General features: G+C 72.6%; 16 protein-coding genes and 1 tRNA gene. 7 read left to right on the top strand and 10 right to left on the bottom strand.

Annotated elements, in window-relative coordinates:
* Nucleotides 1-7: 7 nt before the first annotated feature.
* Nucleotides 8-2,395: a right-handed parallel beta-helix repeat-containing protein gene (locus ACFV5N_RS12970; RefSeq protein WP_385598026.1), complete on the bottom strand. Its 2,388-nt coding sequence runs from the start codon at nucleotides 2,393-2,395 to the stop codon at nucleotides 8-10.
* A gap of 138 nt (nucleotides 2,396-2,533) precedes the next feature.
* On the opposite strand from ACFV5N_RS12970, the gene ACFV5N_RS12965 reads away from it, so the two are divergent.
* From ACFV5N_RS12965 to ACFV5N_RS12950, 4 genes are all read left to right on the top strand, one after another.
* Entirely contained in the window at nucleotides 2,534-3,619 is a 1,086-nt protein-coding gene (locus ACFV5N_RS12965) for an epoxide hydrolase family protein (protein ID WP_385598023.1), read from the top strand.
* Between the two features lie 98 nt (nucleotides 3,620-3,717).
* Nucleotides 3,718-4,464, top strand: coding sequence for a polyprenol monophosphomannose synthase (locus tag ACFV5N_RS12960; protein ID WP_385598021.1), 747 nt, complete (start codon nucleotides 3,718-3,720; stop codon nucleotides 4,462-4,464).
* Nucleotides 4,461-5,618 (top strand): mannosyltransferase family protein, encoded by a 1,158-nt coding sequence (locus tag ACFV5N_RS12955; protein ID WP_385598019.1) that lies wholly within the window; start codon nucleotides 4,461-4,463, stop codon nucleotides 5,616-5,618. The genes ACFV5N_RS12960 and ACFV5N_RS12955 overlap by 4 nt, the downstream gene beginning before the upstream one ends.
* A 210-nt stretch (nucleotides 5,619-5,828) precedes the next feature.
* Entirely contained in the window at nucleotides 5,829-6,707 is an 879-nt protein-coding gene (locus ACFV5N_RS12950; protein ID WP_385598016.1) for a hypothetical protein, read from the top strand.
* A 240-nt stretch (nucleotides 6,708-6,947) separates the two neighbouring features.
* Here the strand turns inward: ACFV5N_RS12950 and ACFV5N_RS12945 are convergent, their stop codons facing one another.
* From ACFV5N_RS12945 to galU, 8 genes are all read right to left on the bottom strand, one after another.
* Nucleotides 6,948-7,364 (bottom strand): hypothetical protein, encoded by a 417-nt coding sequence (locus ACFV5N_RS12945; protein ID WP_385598013.1) that lies wholly within the window; start codon nucleotides 7,362-7,364, stop codon nucleotides 6,948-6,950.
* A gap of 332 nt (nucleotides 7,365-7,696) precedes the next feature.
* Nucleotides 7,697-7,770 (bottom strand) — tRNA-Ala (locus ACFV5N_RS12940).
* A 52-nt stretch (nucleotides 7,771-7,822) separates the two neighbouring features.
* Nucleotides 7,823-8,779: a hypothetical protein gene (locus ACFV5N_RS12935; RefSeq protein ID WP_385598009.1), complete on the bottom strand. Its 957-nt coding sequence runs from the start codon at nucleotides 8,777-8,779 to the stop codon at nucleotides 7,823-7,825.
* A gap of 95 nt (nucleotides 8,780-8,874) precedes the next feature.
* Nucleotides 8,875-9,501 carry a GNAT family N-acetyltransferase gene (locus ACFV5N_RS12930; protein WP_385598006.1) on the bottom strand — a complete coding sequence of 209 codons (627 nt, stop codon included), beginning with the start codon at nucleotides 9,499-9,501 and terminating at the stop codon, nucleotides 8,875-8,877.
* Nucleotides 9,498-9,992, bottom strand: a complete 495-nt coding sequence (locus tag ACFV5N_RS12925) for a molybdenum cofactor biosynthesis protein B (protein ID WP_385598003.1) — start codon at nucleotides 9,990-9,992, stop codon at nucleotides 9,498-9,500. The genes ACFV5N_RS12930 and ACFV5N_RS12925 overlap by 4 nt, the downstream gene beginning before the upstream one ends.
* Nucleotides 9,989-10,468 carry a cyclic pyranopterin monophosphate synthase MoaC gene (moaC, locus tag ACFV5N_RS12920; protein ID WP_385598000.1) on the bottom strand — a complete coding sequence of 160 codons (480 nt, stop codon included), beginning with the start codon at nucleotides 10,466-10,468 and terminating at the stop codon, nucleotides 9,989-9,991. Before moaC ends, ACFV5N_RS12925 begins: the two co-directional genes overlap by 4 nt.
* Complete coding sequence (gene glp / locus ACFV5N_RS12915; RefSeq protein ID WP_385597997.1) at nucleotides 10,465-11,775, bottom strand: gephyrin-like molybdotransferase Glp; 1,311 nt, start codon at nucleotides 11,773-11,775, stop codon at nucleotides 10,465-10,467. The genes moaC and glp overlap by 4 nt, the downstream gene beginning before the upstream one ends.
* Nucleotides 11,768-12,682 carry a UTP--glucose-1-phosphate uridylyltransferase GalU gene (gene galU / locus ACFV5N_RS12910; protein WP_026047380.1) on the bottom strand — a complete coding sequence of 305 codons (915 nt, stop codon included), beginning with the start codon at nucleotides 12,680-12,682 and terminating at the stop codon, nucleotides 11,768-11,770. The genes glp and galU overlap by 8 nt, the downstream gene beginning before the upstream one ends.
* A 54-nt stretch (nucleotides 12,683-12,736) precedes the next feature.
* Here galU and ACFV5N_RS12905 point away from each other — a divergent pair, with 54 nt between their 5' ends.
* A complete protein-coding gene (locus tag ACFV5N_RS12905; protein WP_385597994.1) occupies nucleotides 12,737-13,354 on the top strand; it encodes a 5-formyltetrahydrofolate cyclo-ligase in 618 nt (205 codons plus the stop codon).
* A gap of 90 nt (nucleotides 13,355-13,444) precedes the next feature.
* Here ACFV5N_RS12905 and ACFV5N_RS12900 read toward each other — a convergent pair whose 3' ends face one another.
* Nucleotides 13,445-16,180, bottom strand: a complete 2,736-nt coding sequence (locus ACFV5N_RS12900) for a penicillin acylase family protein (protein WP_385597991.1) — start codon at nucleotides 16,178-16,180, stop codon at nucleotides 13,445-13,447.
* A 290-nt stretch (nucleotides 16,181-16,470) separates the two neighbouring features.
* Here ACFV5N_RS12900 and ACFV5N_RS12895 point away from each other — a divergent pair, with 290 nt between their 5' ends.
* Together ACFV5N_RS12895 and ACFV5N_RS12890 are read left to right on the top strand one after the other, a co-directional pair.
* On the top strand, nucleotides 16,471-16,851 hold the full coding sequence (locus ACFV5N_RS12895; protein ID WP_385597989.1) for an FmdB family zinc ribbon protein: 381 nt from the start codon (nucleotides 16,471-16,473) through the stop codon (nucleotides 16,849-16,851).
* The coding region (locus ACFV5N_RS12890; RefSeq protein ID WP_385597987.1) for an S-methyl-5'-thioadenosine phosphorylase at nucleotides 16,848-17,501 on the top strand (654 nt) is incomplete at its 3' end. The genes ACFV5N_RS12895 and ACFV5N_RS12890, both read left to right, overlap by 4 nt.

The raw sequence follows: 17,501 nt of genomic DNA, 5'->3' as shown, positions 1-17,501 counted from the left end.
CCCGGGGTCAAAAGGGTCCCCGGGGGCGCCGCCGTCGTGCCCAGCGCCTGGAGCCGTCCAGCGCGCCGACCACCGACCGGTGGGTACCGGCCTTGTTCAGCGCCGAGCGCGTGACCGGCCGCAGGAAGTCGCCGTGCTGCGGGGTGCCGTCCCGGCCGCGCGGATAGGCCGTCGGCAGGGCCAGCGAGCGGAAGTCGGCGGCCGTGGCGACCGTCGTCCCGTCCGCGTTGGCCGCGCGTTCCCCGTCGAAGAGCACGTTCGTGCGGTCCACGTCCCCGGAGATGAAGTCGGCCGGCGGCTCGGCGCCGCCCCGGCCCTCCGGCGTCCGGAAGGACAGGTTGTTGCGGTAGACGCCCTGCTCCTCGGGGGAGAAGTACGGGTTGAAGCGGATCAGGTAGTTGAACCGCTTGTTGTCGTAGGCGGTGTTGTTGGTCAGGGTGAGGCGGCCCGGGTTGAAGTTGTCCGAGAAGCCGTCCATGTTGTTGTCGTAGGCGATGTTGCCGCGCACCACGTGGTCCACCGGCAGGCCCTCGCCGCCGAGCTTAAAGCCGTTGCCGGTGTTGCCGTCCTCGTTGTACCCGTCGGAGAGCCGTCCGTTGGCGTAGGAGACGTTGTTCTCCAGGGTGATGGGCCGGTTGGCGCCCTCGTTGGTGCGGTTGTACAGGTCCCAGCCGTCGTCGATGTTGTGGTGGGCGATGTTGCCGCGGAAGACGTTGCCCTCGCCGACACCGAGCTTGGCCGCGAAGCCGTCGGCGTTGATGTCGCTCGCGTCGCGGTTGTCGTGCGACTCGCAGCCAGTGATCAGGTTGTGCGAGGGCCAGTACGCCGGGTCGTCCCCGCTGCCGGTGATCTGGAAGCCGGTGTCCCCGTTGTAGTTGAACGTCATGGCGCTGATGGTGTTGTGGCTGCCGCTCATCCGCAGCGCGTTGCTCGCCGCCCGGGTGATGGTGAAGCCCTCGACCCGCCAGTGGTCGGCGTCCAGCCGCAGCACCACGGGGAGCGCGCCGCGCCCGTCGATGACGACGTCCTGGCCGCGGTAGGGCTTGAGCGTCTTGGGCTTGTGGGGCAGGCCGCTGTAGCCGGCGGTCAGGTTGAGCGTCCCGGCCGGCTCGTACGTCCCGCCGTGCAGCAGCACCTGGCCGCCGGGGGCCACGTTGCGCAGCGCGGTCTCCAGGTCCACCGGGCGGGCGGCGGTGCCGGGCGCGGTGGCGGTGCCGGTGGGCGCGGCGTGGATGACGGCGCCGTCGCCGCGCTCGCCGTACGCGGTGCGGGTGACGGTCAGCGTCCGGGTCACCTCCTCCCCGGTGGCCGGCCGGAGGGTGAAGGTGAAGCCGGTGCTGTCGGCGCGCAGCCGGACCGGGTGCGAGAAGTAGTCACCGGCGGCCAGCCGCTTCTGGGCGACCTTCTTGCCGGTGCCGTCGGTGACGGTGAGCGTCCCGGCGGTGTTGGTCCTGGCCCGCAGGGTGTACTGGGCGCTGCTGCTCCGGTCGGCGGAGTGCAGGGTGAGGGCGGGCTGGACGGGCGCGGGTTCCACCGGGGTCCGCGGCTGGGTGTCGGCCTCGCTCAGCTCCAGCCGGGCGTTGTCGAAGGACACCTTGGCGTTGCGGGCGGCGTAGAAGCCGACGTACATGTGGTCCGGGTCGATCTCCTGGACCCAGTCGGCGCCGTCCACCCGCTGTTCGAAGGTGGCGGGTTCTCCGGCGTGGGTGAAGGTCGCCGACATGACGAACTCGGTGTCGGTGCGCTCCAGCCGCAGGGTGACCGGGGTGCCGATCGGCAGGGTGTAGCGGGAGTCGGTGGTGAAGGGGGTGGCCTTCAGGGCGCTGCCGGGGTTGCCCCACGGTTCGGTGACGCCGGTACGGACCAGGGAGCTGATGCCCTGGCGCATCATGCCGGCGCCGAAGATGTTGGAGGCGGCGGGGACTTCCTCGAAGCCGTCGACCATCGGGTCCTGGCGGGGCGCGCCGTTGACGTCGCGGACCATGATGCCCGCGCTGTCCTGCGAGTTGGGTGCCGCGCCGGTCTCGGGCCCGAACTGCTCGACGGTCATGTCGGCGGTGAGCACGAAGTTGCTGGTCCCGGCGTCCAGGGCGGTCTGGTAGAAGGTCAGCCCGTCGTGGCCGGGGGCGAGTTTGCCGCCGCGGCTCTCCATGACGATGGTCCCGTCGATGGTGCCGGGGTGTTCGGGGGCCGCGTAGTTGGTGCCGATCTTCTCCGGCAGCACGTTGGTGGCGAAGTTGAGGTCGGTGGACTGGCCGAAGGTGATGGCCTCCCACGTCGGTGCGTTGCTCGCCGACGGTGCGGGTGCGGCGGTCGCCGTGCCCGCCCCGGCGGCCAGCAACGCGACCGCGAGACCTCCGGCCCCGGCTCTCATCCACGCGGAGACGACTCTCATGACCACCACTCCCTTGTCGTTTGGCCGGGCACAGTCAAAGGGAGGCCGTGGCACGGGGTCAACAGGTAGGAAGCGCTTTCTTTCCCTCGGGACTCTTCAGGACGGAAAGTGACCGGAAGCCCGCCTACCGTCGGCGGCATGAGCACGATCACCCCCTTCCGCATCGCCGTCCCGCAGGCCGATCTGGACGATCTGGCCGCCCGCCTCGACCGCACCCGCTGGCCCGCCGAACTCCCCGGCGTCGGCTGGGACCGGGGCGTCCCGCTCGCCCATCTGCGGGAGCTGACCGAGCACTGGCGCACCGGCTTCGACTGGCGCGCCCGCGAGGCCGGACTCAACCGCCACCCGCAGTTCCGCACCACCGTCGACGGCCAGCCGCTGCACTTCGCGCACCTGCCCGCCGCCGACCCGGACGCCACCCCCCTGCTCCTGCTGCACGGCTGGCCGGGCAGCTGGACGGACTTCCTGGACGTCATCGAACCGCTGTCCGGCTTCCACCTGGTGATCCCCTCGCTCCCCGGCTTCGGCTTCTCCACCCCGCTGGCCGGCCCCGGCATGAACGCGGCGCGGATGGCGGACGTCCTGCTGGAGCTGATGACCCGGCTGGGCTACCGGCGCTTCGGCGTCCACGGGTACGACACCGGTTCCTGGGTCGCCCCGGCCCTCGGCCGGCGGGCACCGGAGCGGGTGACGGGCATCCACCTGAACGCGCTGCTGGCCTTCCCGGCGGGCGAGGACGGCGAGTTCGACGGGCTCGGCGAGCGGGAGCGGGAACGCTGGGAGCGGATGCAGAACTTCAACGACGGCTACCTCCAGTGCAACTCCAAGCGCCCGCAGACCGTCGCGTACGCGCTGCACGACTCCCCGGTGGGCCAGCTCGCCTGGATCGCCGAGAAGTACGCCGAACTCTCCGACCTCCCCATCGACCGGGACCGGATGCTGACGAACGTGGCCCTGTACTGGTTCACCGGCACCGCGGGCTCGGCCGCGCAGATCTACTACGAGGAGATCTCGGCCGCCGACTGGTCCGGCACCCCGGCCCGGGGCACCGTACCGACCGGTGTCCTGGTCTCGGCGCACGACGTGACCATCCGCCGCTGGGCCGAGCGCGACCACCACATCGTCCACTGGCGCGAACTCGACCGGGGCGGCCACTTCCTCTCCCAGGAAGCCCCCGGCGTGCTGGCGGGCGACATCCGCGCCTTCTTCGCCGCGCGCGCCTGACCGCGCCTCACCCGGATGCCGCACCACGGCGGCGGTCCCCGCCTGTCCGGCGCGACCATGGCCAGTGTCAGCTCCCGCGGATCCAGGGGTGTGAGCACATGGCAGCAGCGGACGGCCGGGATGTCTCCCTCACCGTCGTGATGCCCACCTACAACGAGGCCGAGGCACTGCCGGGCATCGCCGCGGAACTGCTCGGCCTGCCGCTGCCCGGCCTGCGGCTGCTGATCGTCGACGACGCCAGCCCGGACGGCACCGGCCGCCTCGCCGACGCCCTCGCCCGCGACCACCCCGGCCGGATCCAGGTGCTGCACCGGGCCGGCAAGGAGGGTCTCGGGCGGGCGTACGCCGCCGGGATGGCCACCGCCGTCGCCCACGGGGCACGGTACGTGCTCCAGATGGACGCCGACGGCAGCCACCCGCCCCGGCACATCCCGCAACTGCTCGGCAGCGCCCGTGCCACCGGCGCCGACCTGGTGATCGGCAGCCGCTACGTCCCCGGCGGACAGCTCACCAGCGCCTGGCCCGCCCACCGCCGGCTGCTCTCCCGCTGGGCCAACCGCTACGCCGGGGCCGTGCTCCGCACCGGCCTGCGCGACCTCACCGCCGGCTTCGTGCTGTGGCGCGCCGCCGCCCTGGCCTCGCTCCGCCTCGAACACACCCGCAGCGCCGGCTACAGCTTCCAGATCGAGCTGAAGCACGCGGCGGTGCGGGCCGGCTACTCGGCCGTCGAGGTCCCCATCCGCTTCGAGGAGCGGCGGCACGGCGCCTCCAAGATGTCCGCCGCCGTCCAGTTGGAGGCCGCCCTGCTGCCCTGGCGGCTGCTGCTGCGGCGCACCGGCCCGTGACGACCCAGCGCACCGCCGCCCCCGCACCCGCGCGCCCGGGCCGCACCCGGTGCCGTACCGCCCTGCGCGCCGCCGCCCCTGCGCTGCTCGCCTACACCGCCGTGCGCGCCACCGGGCTGCTGATCCTGACCCTGTGGACGGCCGCCGGGGAGGACAGCGCCCACACCCTGCTCGCCGAACGCTGGGACTCCGTCTGGTACGCGCGGATCGCCGAGAACGGCTACGGACACACCGAGTACCTCGACGGCCGCACCGAACACGACCTGGCGTTCTTCCCGCTCTACCCCGCCCTGGAACGGGCCCTCGCCACCGTCCTCCCGCTCTCCGTCCACGACGCGGGCCTGGCCGTGAGCTGGACGGCGGGCCTGGCCGCCGCCTGGGGCCTGTACGCCGTCGCGTTCCTGGTGACCGGGCGGCGCGCGGCGGGCGTCGTCCTGGCCGCCCTGTGGGCCGCCCTGCCGCCCGCGTTCGTGCAGTCGATGGCGTACACCGAGACCCTGTTCACCGCGCTGGCGGCCTGGGCGCTGTACGCCGTCCTCACCGGCCGCTGGTACACGGCGGCCGCCCTCGCCGCCGCCGCCGGGCTCACCCGCCCCTCCGGGCTCGCGGTGGCGGCCGCCGTCCTGGCGGGCGGCGCCCTGGAACTGTGGCGACGGCGCCGCGCCGACCCCCGCGTCCTCACCGCGATGGCCCTGGCCCCGCTCGGCTGGCTGGGCTACGTGAGTTACGTCGGCGTCCGGCTCTCCAGCCCCACCGGCTACTTCGACGTCCAGAAGGACTGGGGCAACGGCTTCGACGGCGGCATCGGCTTCACCCGCTTCGTGCTGACCCGGCTGCGCACCGACCCGGGCCACGGACTGCTGATCCTCGCGGTCCTGGCCTGCGGAACCGCCCTGCTGATCCAGTGCGTCCGGCAGCGCCTGCCCCTGCCCCTCCTGGTCTACACGCTGCTGATCGCCGCGAGCGCCCTGGTCAGCGAGGGCTACTTCGCCTCCCGCCCCCGCCTGCTGATGCCGGCCTTCCCGCTGCTCCTGCCGCTGGCCGGCCTGCTGCTCCGCCTCCCCCGCCGCGCCACCGCCGCCACCCTGACGGCCGCGGCCCTCGGCTCGGGCGCGTACGGAACCTGGTTCCTGCTCACCCAGTCCCCGCCCTGACCGGCGGGCGGAAACAACCCTTCCGCTCCGGGCGGGGATCACCCCGATACGGGCCATTTTTCTCTTGCCTGAACAGGCAATGAATTGAATCCCCAGGCCATGGGAATACCAAGGATTCCACCGATCCAGACCACTTAGAAAAGGCCCCGCACAGAATCCATCCCCCTTTCCAAAAAAGATGGCTGACTCACCGCCGCCGGGGCCGCGAACATGGCCAATGCGTCGACCGCCGACGACCGTCCCACCATCGGCATCGTCAGCGAGAACAGCGCGGACGACGGCCTGGCACTCTTCACCGGAATCCACTTCGCCCAGGGCCAGGTCGGTGAATACCTCACCGACACCCTCGCCTTCAGCGACCCCGACGGTGAACTCGCCGACAAAAGCACCCCCGAGACGCTGGAAACCGTCGCCGAGATCACCGACGCGCCATCGCCGCCGGAAATCCCGGACTCTTCGCGGCCTTCTCCCAGGACCTCCGCAGCGGCGACCTGTTGCCGGACACCCACACCCCCGACAGCCTCGTCTCCCCGGACGTCATATGCTGACCCGCGTCCCCGTGCCCTGGACCAACGCCTACGGCATCGCCCGCACCCTGATCGCCCTCGCACCGCAGGCACCCTGCTGTTCAGCAGCACGGCCACCCTTTTCCGCCCGGTCGCCACCCTGGGCGAATACCCTCGCTGCGAGGGCCTCGGCTCGGCCGGTGCCTTCTGTCTCGTCCCGCGCGGGCCTTTCCTTCGGCGCCCCGCACTGGATGCGCCCGGTCACCGAACCCCTGGTGTCCCACCCCTGGGGAACGGCACTGCTCACCTGGGCCCCCTCCTCATCGAAATCTCCCTCGCGGCAACCCTCCTCATCCCCCAGCGCTACCGCTGGCACCTCCTGATCGCCGGCCTGTCCTTCCATCTCTGCATCGCCACGATGATGGGCCTGTGGAGCTTCGCCCTGACCATGTGGGGCGGCCTCTTCCTCCTCTGCCTCCCCCTGGGCGGCTCCCTCCACCGCCCTCCGAGAGAAACCCCGGCCCCCGAGACGACAGAAGAATTCCCGACACCTCCACTCACCTCCCCCGCCACCCGCCCCTGAACCGAGACCGCCTTCGCGGCTCGAATGTGCCGGCACGGGAGTCGCTGATTCAGAGGTCTGCTACGAGCAGCCGGTAACCGGCGTCGAGCGCGTCACGGTCGAGCAGGCGGCGCTGGCGCACCTGCCGAAGGCCAGGTCGTCGGGAGGCCGGCCCGCACTGCCGGGTCAAGGTAGGCCTCGGGCCGACGGCAGAAGGCGGCGAGGAATCCGTCGGTGCAGTCGTGCCGGACGGGAGCACTGTCAGGTGAGGCTTTCCAGGCCGAGCTTGGCCAGTCGTGATCGGATAGCACTGGGCTTCCGGCCGAAGTGCCTCCCGAGGGTGCCGAAGTCACGCTCCCCTTTCTGATACAGCGCAAGGAGACGAGCGTCGTCATCCGATGACCAGGGGTGACCCATCCGCGGATAGCGGGCACGCAGTTCTTCCAGCGGTTCGCGCCTGCTCCCGGACTCGCCTTGAGGAGACACTGACTCGATGATGTCCAGCGGGTACTCTCCGACGTGCGTACCTCCGAGCCAGAGGTTCAGACGCCCGTCATCGAACGTGATCCGGTCGGCTTGGACCGTGACTGCTCGTCGGAGGACATCGCTGTCCTCTGGGTCCTGGTGATAGTCGGTGAACGTCAGACGGAACGCTGCACGCACGGTTGATACCCCCATGGCGACATCCTGGCGCAATCGCGGTGTGCACGGAAGATCGCTTTTCGCCCTTGCCTGCCGGCACGTGGCGCGAGCCCGGGGCGCGCGGCTCCGATGAGGTCACTGTGCAAGGCGGCTCCGGGATCAGTGTGGGGAGTCCGGAAGCCAGGGTGGCTGTCCTCGCCTACCAACTCCCCGCCCACTGACGCCCGGTGGTACACGGGAGTTCCCGGCCGGGGCGTGGCTCTTCCCGCCGGATCCCTTGCCGCGGGGAACGCGAAAGCCCCCGTCGATCGAATCGACGCGGGCTTTCGCCTGTCCGTTCCACCTGGTCTTGGGAACGGCCCTTGTTGTGGACCTGAGGGGATTTGAACCCCTGACCCCCTCGTTGCGAACGAGATGCGCTACCAGGCTGCGCTACAGGCCCTTGCAACGAGGAAAACGATAGCACCCGATCCGGGGCGGACCGAAATCCGGTGTCACTCGCCGGCCGCCCGGCGGTGGTCCTCCTCCTCGAACTGGTCGAAGAGCGGCGTGCGCTGCGGCCCCGGCTGGCCCGGGGCGGCCTGCGGGGGCTGCTGGGCGGGCGGCGGGGGCTGCTGGGCCGGGGTGGAGCGGGCCGCGCTCCAGGTGCCCGGGGCGTCCAGGTCCACGCCGCGTGTGGTGCGGGGGGCCACCGGGGCGCTCACGTACGTGGGCAGCGGTACCGGGGCGGGTTCCCAGCCGGCCGGCTCGTCCTCGGCGGCCGGGCCGCGGCGGCGCTGCTGGTCGACCCACTCGGCGTGGTCGGTCTGCTCGACCACGGCCCGCGAGGGCTGTTCCGGGCGGGCCGCCGCGTTCGCGTGGGTGCGGTCGCGCAGGCGTCGCGCGGCGTCCTCGGCGCGGCGGCGGTCCATGGCGACCGCGTACCGGCGGCGCTCCCGGGCCCGGACGTTGATGATGTACACGCTCAGCAGCAGGCCCGGCACCGCCGGGATCCACAGGGAGCCGCCGCCGGCGCTGAGCGCGAAGATGCCGCTGCCGGCGAAGGTCACGAACAGCACCATGGTGGTGCGCCGCCGGCGCGCCAGGACCTTCGCGCGGGCGGCCGTGACCGGTTCCGGCTCGGGTTCGGCCTCCGGTTCGGGTGCCGCCGGCTCGGCCGGGGGCTCGGCGACCGTGGTCACCGGCTCGGCGTACGCGCGCACGTCGGCGTCCCGGGCCCCGCTCGCGTCCCCCTCCGCAGCACGCCGGGCGGCGCGGCGCTCCTGTGCCGCGCGGCCGGACAGCAGCCGGATCGCGGTGCTGAAGCGTTCCGTGGGACGGGCCTCGTTCAGCTCGTCCTGTCTGCGGAGCCACATGGGCACGAGGTACGCGGCCCAGGCCCCGACGATCATTGCGAAGATGAGGCCACTGCTGCTCACGCTCACACGGTAGAGGGGTTTGCATGAGTCCATCTGCCAAATAGCGCGGTGTGTCGCACGATCTGAGGCTCATACCGGGCATTTCTTCGGATTTTATGGATCAGTTAAGGGTTATCCGAATACGCGTTCTATTTGTTGTTCTCGTGCTGCGCCGTCCGGCGGTGCCAGCGCTCGACCAGCCCCTCCGGCACCTCCTCCGCCGTCAGCGCGTAAATCAGATGATCCCGCCACGCTCCGTCGATGTGCAGATACTTCGGGCGCAGCCCCTCCGACCGGAACCCCAGCTTCTCCACCACCCGCCGCGAAGGACCGTTCTCCGGCCGGATGCAGATTTCCACCCGATGGAGACCCACCGAGCGGAAACAGTGGTCCGTCGCCAGCGCCACCGCCGCCGGCATCACCCCGCGCCCCGCCACGTCCTGGTCGATCCAGTAGCCGATGTGCGCCGAGCACATCGACCCCCAGGTGATGCCCGCCACCGTCAGCTGCCCGGCCAGCCGCCCCTCGTACGTCACCACGAACGGCAGCATGCGCCCCGCCTGGGCCTCCGCGCGCAGATGCCGGACCATCTGCCGGTACGTCGGCCGGTGGCCCGGCAGATGGCCGGGCGGCGGGGGCGGGATGGTCGCCTCCCACGGCCGCAGCCAGTCCCGGTTGCGCTGGTTGACCTCGCGCCACGCCCGCTGGTCGCGCTGGCGGATGGGACGCAGCGCCACCGCGCCGTCCCGCAGTTCCACGGGCCAGGAAACGCTCACGGCCGGTGATCGCCGCCGTGCAGCTGGTCCACGGCGTGCCGCGCCAGCGGCTCCAGTACCGCGAGACCGTCGCGCACCCCGCCCGTCGAACCCGGCAGGTTCACGATCAGGGTCCGCCCCGCCACCCCGGCCAGCCCGCGCGAGAGCGCCGCCGTGGGCACCTTCGCCAGCCCCGCCGCCCGGATCGCCTCCGCGATGCCCGGCACCTCGTAGTCGATCACCGACCGGGTGGCCTCCGGGGTACGGTCCCCCGGCGTCAGCCCGGTGCCGCCCGTGGTCAGCACCAGGTCGTACTCCGCCGCCACAGCCGCCCGCAGCGCCGTCGCCACCGGGTCGCCGTCCGGCACCACCTCGGGCCCCTCCGCCGCGAACCCCCACGCGCGCAGCGCGGCCACCAGCAGCGGCCCGCCCCGGTCGGGGTACACCCCGGCCGAGGCCCGGTTGGAGGCCGTGATCGCCAGCGCCCGGTACGGACGCCCCTGCGTGCTCATTCGGCGCGGCTCCAGCGCCCGGACTTGCCGCCCGTCTTCTCCTCCACCCGCACTCCGTCGATCACGGCGCCCGGGTCCACGGCCTTCACCATGTCCACCACGGTCAGCGCCGCCACCGACACCGCCGTCAGCGCCTCCATCTCCACCCCGGTACGGTCCGTGGTGCGCACCGTCGCCGCGATCTCCACCGCGTCGTCGGCCACCGTCAGCTCCACCGCCACCCCCGACAGGGCCAGCGGGTGGCACAGCGGGATCAGCTCGGGGGTGCGCTTGGCGCCCATGATGCCCGCGATCCGGGCGACGGCCAGCGCGTCGCCCTTCGGCACCCCGGCGCCGCGCAGCAGCTCCACCACGGCGGGTGCGACGCGCACCCGCCCCACGGCCCGTGCCGTGCGTGCGGTGATGTCCTTGGCCGAGACGTCCACCATCCGGGCCGCGCCCGAGGCGTCCAGATGGGTCAGATGAGGGCTGCTCATGAGGAGCTACCGTACTCCTGCGCCCCACCGCCCAGCGGCACCACCGTCAGCTCGGCGCCCGCCTCGGCCGTCGTCGCCGCCTCCGGGATCTCGATCAGCGCGTCCGCGCGGGCGAGCGCGGCCAGCAGATGCGAACTCGCCCCGCCCACCGGCCGTACCGTGCCGAGCCGTTCGCCCGGCGCGGGCGGCGTGTACGCGCCGCGCAGATACTGCCGGCGGCCCGCCGGGGAGGTCAGCGGCGCGTCGCACTCCAGGCGGGCCCGCACCCGGGGCCGCGCCACCTGCGGATGCCCGGCCAGAGCCCGCAGCGCGGGCCGCACGAACAGTTCGAAGGAGACGTAGGAGCTGACCGGATTCCCCGGCAGCGCCAGCAGCGGCACCCGCTGCCGGCCCACCAGACCGAACCCCTGCGGCTTGCCCGGCTGCATCGCCAGCCGCCGGAACTCCACGCTGCCGCGCAGCGCCTCCTTCACCACGTCGTACGCGCCGACGCTCACCCCGCCGCTGGTGATCACCAGATCGGCACGGGAGAGCTGGTCCTCCAGCGCGGCGCGCAGCCGCTCCGGCTCGTCCGCGACGGTGGCCGCCCGGTACGCCACGGCCCCGGCGGCGCGGGCGGCGGCGGTGAGCGTGAACCCGTTGGAGTCGTGGATCTGCCCGGGCCCCAGCGGGCTGCCGGGCGGCACGAGTTCGCTGCCGGTGGAGAGCACCACCACGCGCGGGCGCGGCCGTACCTCCACCCGCGCCCGGCCGAGCGCGGCGAGCAGCCCCAGCTGCGGCGGCCCCAGCACGGTGCCGGCCGCCAGCGCCAGCGTCCCGGCGGCGGCGTCCGAGCCGCGCAGGCGGATGTGCGCCCCGCGCGCGGCGGGCCGGTGCACCCGCACCCCCGCGCCCTCCCGGAGGTCGGCGGTCCGCATCGAGGTGACCGGGCCGCCGCCGAGGCCGCCGTCCGTCCACTCCACCGGGACCACCGCGTCGGCGCCGGCCGGCAGCGGCGCGCCGGTCATGATGCGCAGCGCCTGCCCGGGCCGCAGCGGCGGCAGTTCGTCCACGCCGCCCGCCGCGCTCTCCCCCACCACCGCCAGCCGCACCGGCCGCTCCGCCGTCGCCGCGGCCACGTCGGCGGCGCGCACCGCGTACCCGTCCATCGAGCTGTTGTCGAACGGCGGCAGCGCGGCCGGGACGGTCACGTCCTCGGTCAGGACGCAGCCGTCGGCGTCCAGCAGCGGCAGGGCGATCGGGTCGAGCGGGCGCAGCGCCCGCAGGATGTCGGCAAGGTGGTCATCGACCGACCACAGGTCACTCAAGTGCCCGCATCTCCTCGTTGACATAGGTCTTCAGCCAGGCCCGGAACTCGGGCCCGAGGTCCTCACGTTCGCACGCCAGCCGGACGATGGTGCGCAGATAGTCGGCGCGGTCGCCCGTGTCGTAGCGGCGGCCCTTGAACACCACCCCGTACACCGGGCCGCCGCTCACCTGCGAGGTGGCCATCGTCTCCAGCGCGTCGGTCAGCTGGATCTCGCCGCCACGCCCCGGCGGGGTCTTGCGCAGCACCTCGAAGACGCCGGGGTCCAGGACGTAGCGGCCGATGACGGCGAGGTTGCTGGGCGCGTCGGCCGGGTCCGGCTTCTCCACCAGGCCGGTGACCCGGTGCACTCCGTCCTGGCCGGTGGCCTCGACCGCCGCGCAGCCGTACAGGTGGATCTGGGACGGGTCCACCTCCATCAGCGCGATGACGGAGCCGCCGCGCTCCTCCTGGACGGCGGTCATCCGGGTCAGCAGCGGGTCGCGCGGGTCGATGAGGTCGTCGCCCAGCAGGACCGCGAACGCCTGGTCGCCGACGTGCGGGGCGGCGCACAGCACGGCGTGTCCGAGCCCCTTGGGGTCGCCCTGGCGCACGTAGTGCATGGTGGCCAGCGCGGTGGACTCCTGGACCCGGGAGAGCCGGTCCAGGTCCCCCTTGCGGCGCAGCGCGTCCTCCAGCTCGTAGTTGCGGTCGAAGTGGTCCTCCAGGGGACGCTTGTTGCGCCCGGTGATCATCAGCACATCGGTGAGGCCGGCGCTGGTGGCCTCCTCGACCACGTACTGGATGGCCGGCTGGTCGACCACCGGCAGCATTTCCTTCGGGGTGGCCTTGGTGGCGGGGAGGAAGCGTGTACCGAGCCCGGCGGCGGCGATGACAGCCTTGCTGATCCGGGGGCGAGGTGATGTCATGCCCGTCACTTTATCCAGCTAGTGTGCTTGGACCCTTTACGCGAGGATGACGAAATGGATCATGTCGCAGGGACCGCGCACGACGGAAAACGGGCGGTGCGCCGCGATCTGCTCGCGGTACGCGCCGCGCTGAGCGACGACGAGGTCACCGAGGCCGCCGCCGCGCTGGCCGCCCGGGCGATGGGCCTGCCGGAGCTGGCGGCGGCGCGCACGGTCGCCGCGTACGTGTCGGTCGGCCACGAACCCGGCACGCTCGCCCTGATCGACGCGCTGCGCGAGCGCGGGGTACGGGTGCTGCTGCCGGTGCTGCGGGAGGACGACGACCTGGACTGGGGCACGTACGAGGGCCCCGGGGCGCTGGTGGAGACCGAGCGGGCCGGCCGGATGCGGCTGCGCGAGCCCGCCGGGGAGCGGCTGGGCCGCGAGGCGGTGCTGGCGGCGGACGTGGTACTGCTGCCGGGTCTGGCCGTGGACGCGCGCGGGGTGCGGATGGGGCGCGGCGGCGGCTCTTACGACCGCGTGCTGGCGCGGCTGGCGGCGGCCGGGGCCGATCCGGTGCCGGTGGTGCTGCTGTACGGGCACGAGGTGGTCGGCGAGCTGCCGGTGGAGCCGCACGACCGGCCGGTGCGGGTGGCGGTCACCCCGGAGGGCGTGCACCGCTTCCCCGGCTGAGGGCCGCCAGCGGCGGCCTGCCGCCGCGTACGACGGCGGGGCGGGACGGGCCCGTACCGCAACCCGTCCCGCCCCGCTCCGCTCCGGTGGTCACTCCTGGTCGGGGACGGCGCCTCCCGGCGTCAGCGTCAGCGTGTCGCGGGTGCCCTCGGCGACCGCCTCCGCCGAGGACGGCCACGGCAGGAACTCGCCGCGCGCCCACATCCCGGTCTGATCGGTGTAGTGCTCGTGGTACGCGTGCCCCGAAGCGCCCGACAGGTTGATCCACAGCGACTCGTCGAAGTCCGCCAGCGAAACGATCATCCGCATGGACGGCACCCACGTCGTCTCGTAGCCGCCCGCCGCGTTCCAGGCGGTGGCGTTGACCGCGTCCGCGCCGCCCGCCAGGTTCCACGGGCCGCGGTTCAGCATCCAGCGCAGCGGTCCCGGGCCCTCCTCGCCGAGCGTCTGGTTGGTGAGCGTCAGCTGGTGCAGCCGGCCCCAGCTCCAGGTGCCGATGTCCTTGCCCAGCTTCGCCGTCAGCTCCCAGCGGGCGTCGCGCATGGCGCGGGCCAGCAGCTCGTCGCGGTCGGTGGCGGCCGGCTCGGTGCGGGTCGCCGGCGTCGTCCACCAGTCGCTGTCCGGCTGCTCGATCAGCTCGCGCACCACCTCGAACCAGCGGTCGCCGCCGTCCGGCCACGCCGCGTCCGGGGACCGCTCCCCGCACTCGGTGTCGAACAGCGCCTGCCCGTTGGCGTCCTCCAGCGGCGCCGAGTCGTCCGCCGGCCGCACCCGCAGGCACTGGCCCTCCACCCGCAGTTCCTTGGGCAGCTTGTGGCCGAAGGCGAGCTGGAGCATGTTGGCCCACACCGCGTTGTAGTACGCCGCCGCGGCCGAATCCGAGTCCTGGCTGAAGTCCCAGCCCTCCAGCAGCTCCTGCGCCTCCTGGATGTACGGGTCGGAGATCTCGATGTCCAGCAGGTACGGCACCAGGACGCGCGCCATCTCGTTGCTGTTGTCCAGCTGGATGGACTGCATGTCGCCCATCGAGATCTTGCCGCCGTCCTCGATCTTCGAGACCAGCAGCTCCTCGATGCGGGCGCTGCGCGTGCCGTAGCTCCAGTCGTCGGTCAGGAAGTGGTCGTAGTCGGCCGGATCGATGACGGCCTGGTTGGCGGTGACGATGTAGCCGCGCTCCGGGTTCAGCTCCCAGGGCAGTTCCTCGGTCGGCACGTAGCCGGTCCAGTCGTAGGACGAGTCCCAGCCCGGCGCCGGGTAGCGGCCGTCGCCCGCGCCGCGCACCGGTATCCGGCCGGGGGCCTGGTAGCCGATGTTGCCGGCGGTGTCCGCGTAGATCATGTTCTGCGCGGGGACCGCGAAGTCGGCGGCGGCGGAGCGGAAGTCGTCGAAGTCGGCGGCCGTGTTCAGCGCGAACACCGCGTCCATGGTGTTGGACGGCTCCAGCGCGGTCCAGGTCAGCGAGACGGCGTAGCCGTTGCCCCGGTCCGGCGCCCCGGACTCCACCGGCGCGGTCCGCCCGGTCTCGGCGAAGTCGTCGTGCCGGTCGGAGACGATCGGGCCGTTCTCGGTGGACCGCACCGTGATCTCGCGGTCCTCACCGCCGGCGACCCGGATGGTCTCGGTGCGCGTCTCGTACGGCTTCTGCTCGCCGTCGCGCAGATAGTTGCCGTTGTCGAGCTTCTCCAGCCGCAGGTCGGTCACGTCCGCGCCGAGGTTGGTGAAGCCCCAGGCGATGTCCTCGTTGTGCCCGATCACCACACCGGGCATCCCCGAGAAGGTGAACCCGGACACCTCGAACGGGCACTCCTCGGTCACCTCCGTGCAGTACAGGCCCATCTGGTACCAGACCGACGGCAGCGAGGGGCCCAGGTGCGGGTCGTTGGCCAGCAGCGGCATCCCGGTCGTCGTGTACTCGCCGGAGACCACCCACGAGTTCGAGCCGATGCCGCTGCCCGCCGGGCCCAGCAGCGCCGGGATCTTGTCCAGCGTCGCCGCCAGCGCGCCCAGCTGCGTGGTCACGCCGTCGGCCGCGTCACCGGCGGACGTACCGTCCTCCTGGCCGTCGCCCTGGCCTTCGCCGCCCGCCGTGTCCGCCGGGCCGCCGGCGAAGTCACCGACCTCCTGGACGATCGGGTTGTTGCGGTCGTACGGGTAGCCGGGGTACAGCTCCTCGATCTGCTCGGGGCTGAGCCGGGCCGCCAGCAGCGACCGGTCGATCTCGTCCTCCATGTTGCCGCGCAGGTCCCACGCCATGGCCTTCAGCCAGGCCACCGAGTCCACCGGGTCCCACGGCTCGGGCGCGTAGTCGTTGAGGAAGCCGAGCGCCGCGTACTCCACGGACAGCTCCTCGCCGCTGCGCGTGCCCAGGTAGGCGTTGACGCCCTCCGCGTACGCGTCCAGGTACTCCTTGGTCTCCGGCGCGAGCTGCTCGTCGTACTCCTGCTGCGCGACCTGCCGCCAGCCCAGGGTGCGCAGGAACGCGTCGGTCTCCACCTGCCCGTCGCCGAACATCTCCGAGAGCCGGCCGGAGGTCATGTGCCGCCGGACATCCATCTCCCAGAACCGGTCCTGGGCGTGGACATAGCCCTGGGCGCGGAACAGGTCCAGGGCGGAGTCGGCGTACAGGCGCGGGATGCCGTTCCCGTCCCGCTGGACCGTGACGGGGCCGGAGAGCCCGTCCATTTCTATCTCTCCCGACACCTGCGGGTAGGACGCCCGCACGGTGCTCACGGTCCAGAAAGCGCCGTACCCCAATCCGGAGAGGACGACCAGTACGACAGCGATCACGAACACGCGGAGGCGTCGCGAGGGCTTCTTGGCGGGCATCTGTGTCCTTCACAGGCCAGGTAAGCGGATGGAAGCAACCATAGACATACGGCCACTGGGGTGAGCCTACGGGGAGTCAGCCGGGGCCCTCGCGCACGGCGCAGCCCGCCGAAACCGGCGCGAACCGGGCAGGCGCGCCCGGCGCCCGGGACGTGCGCCGTGGGGTGGCGGGAGGCGACGGGGGGCCGGTGCGGCGGGGAGCCGGGCGTCGGCAGTGGACTTCCGTACCCGGAATGTTGCACGATGGACCGTCGTTAGCACTCGGTGGAGAAGAGTGCCAGGAGGATCACGTGCCGACGTATCAGTATCAGTGCACCGCGTGCCAAGAGGGCCTCGAAGTGGTGCAGAAGTTCACCGACGACGCGCTCACCGAGTGCCCCAGCTGCCAGGGGCGGCTGAAGAAGGTGTTCTCGGCGGTCGGCATCGTCTTCAAGGGCTCCGGCTTCTACCGCAACGACAGCCGTAACAGCTCCTCCAGCAGCAGCCCGGCCGCGTCCTCGGCGCAGAAGGCGGGCGGCGGCGACGGCAAGGACGCCAAGAGCGGCGCGGGCGAGAAGAAGAGCGGCGGTTCGGACAGCTCGGGCGGCGGCTCCACGGCCACCGCCACCGCGTCCGCCTCGTCCGGCTCCTCGTCGTCCTCGTCCTCCTCCGCCGGCACGTCTGCCGCATGAGCCGCGCCGTCGCGGAGATCGGCGTCATCGGCGGGTCCGGGTTCTACTCCTTCCTGGACGATGTGACCGAGGTCACGGTGGAGACGCCGTACGGGGACCCCAGCGACTCCCTCTTCCTCGGCGAGATCGCCGGGCGGCGGGTGGCGTTCCTCCCGCGGCACGGCCGCAAGCACGGGCTGCCCCCGCACCGGATCAACTACCGGGCGAACCTGTGGGCGCTGCGCTCGCTGGGTGTGCGCCAGGTGCTCGGCCCGTGCGCGGTCGGCGGGCTGCGCCCCGAGTACGGGCCGGGCACGCTGCTGGTGCCCGACCAGCTGGTGGACCGCACCAGGAGCCGGGCGCAGACCTACTACGACGGCGTGCAGCGGGCGGACGGCCAGGTGCCGAACGTCGTCCATCTGACGTTCGCCGACCCGTACTGCCCCACCGGGCGCCAGGTGGCGCTGGCCGCCGCCCGGGGGCGCGGCTGGGAGCCGGTGGACGGCGGCACGCTCTGCGTCATCGAGGGGCCGCGCTTCTCCACCCGCGCCGAATCGCGCTGGCACGCGGCGCAGGGCTGGTCGGTGGTGGGCATGACCGGCCACCCGGAGGCGGTGCTCGCCCGCGAGCTGGAGCTCTGCTACACCTCGCTGACCCTGGTCACCGACCTG

Origin of the sequence: Streptomyces sp. NPDC059853, assembly GCF_042731495.1 — a bacterium.
GTDB lineage: Bacteria > Actinomycetota > Actinomycetes > Streptomycetales > Streptomycetaceae > Streptomyces.
The sequence above is the reverse complement of the archived record's forward strand: the minus strand, read 5'-3'. Positions and strand labels throughout refer to the sequence as shown.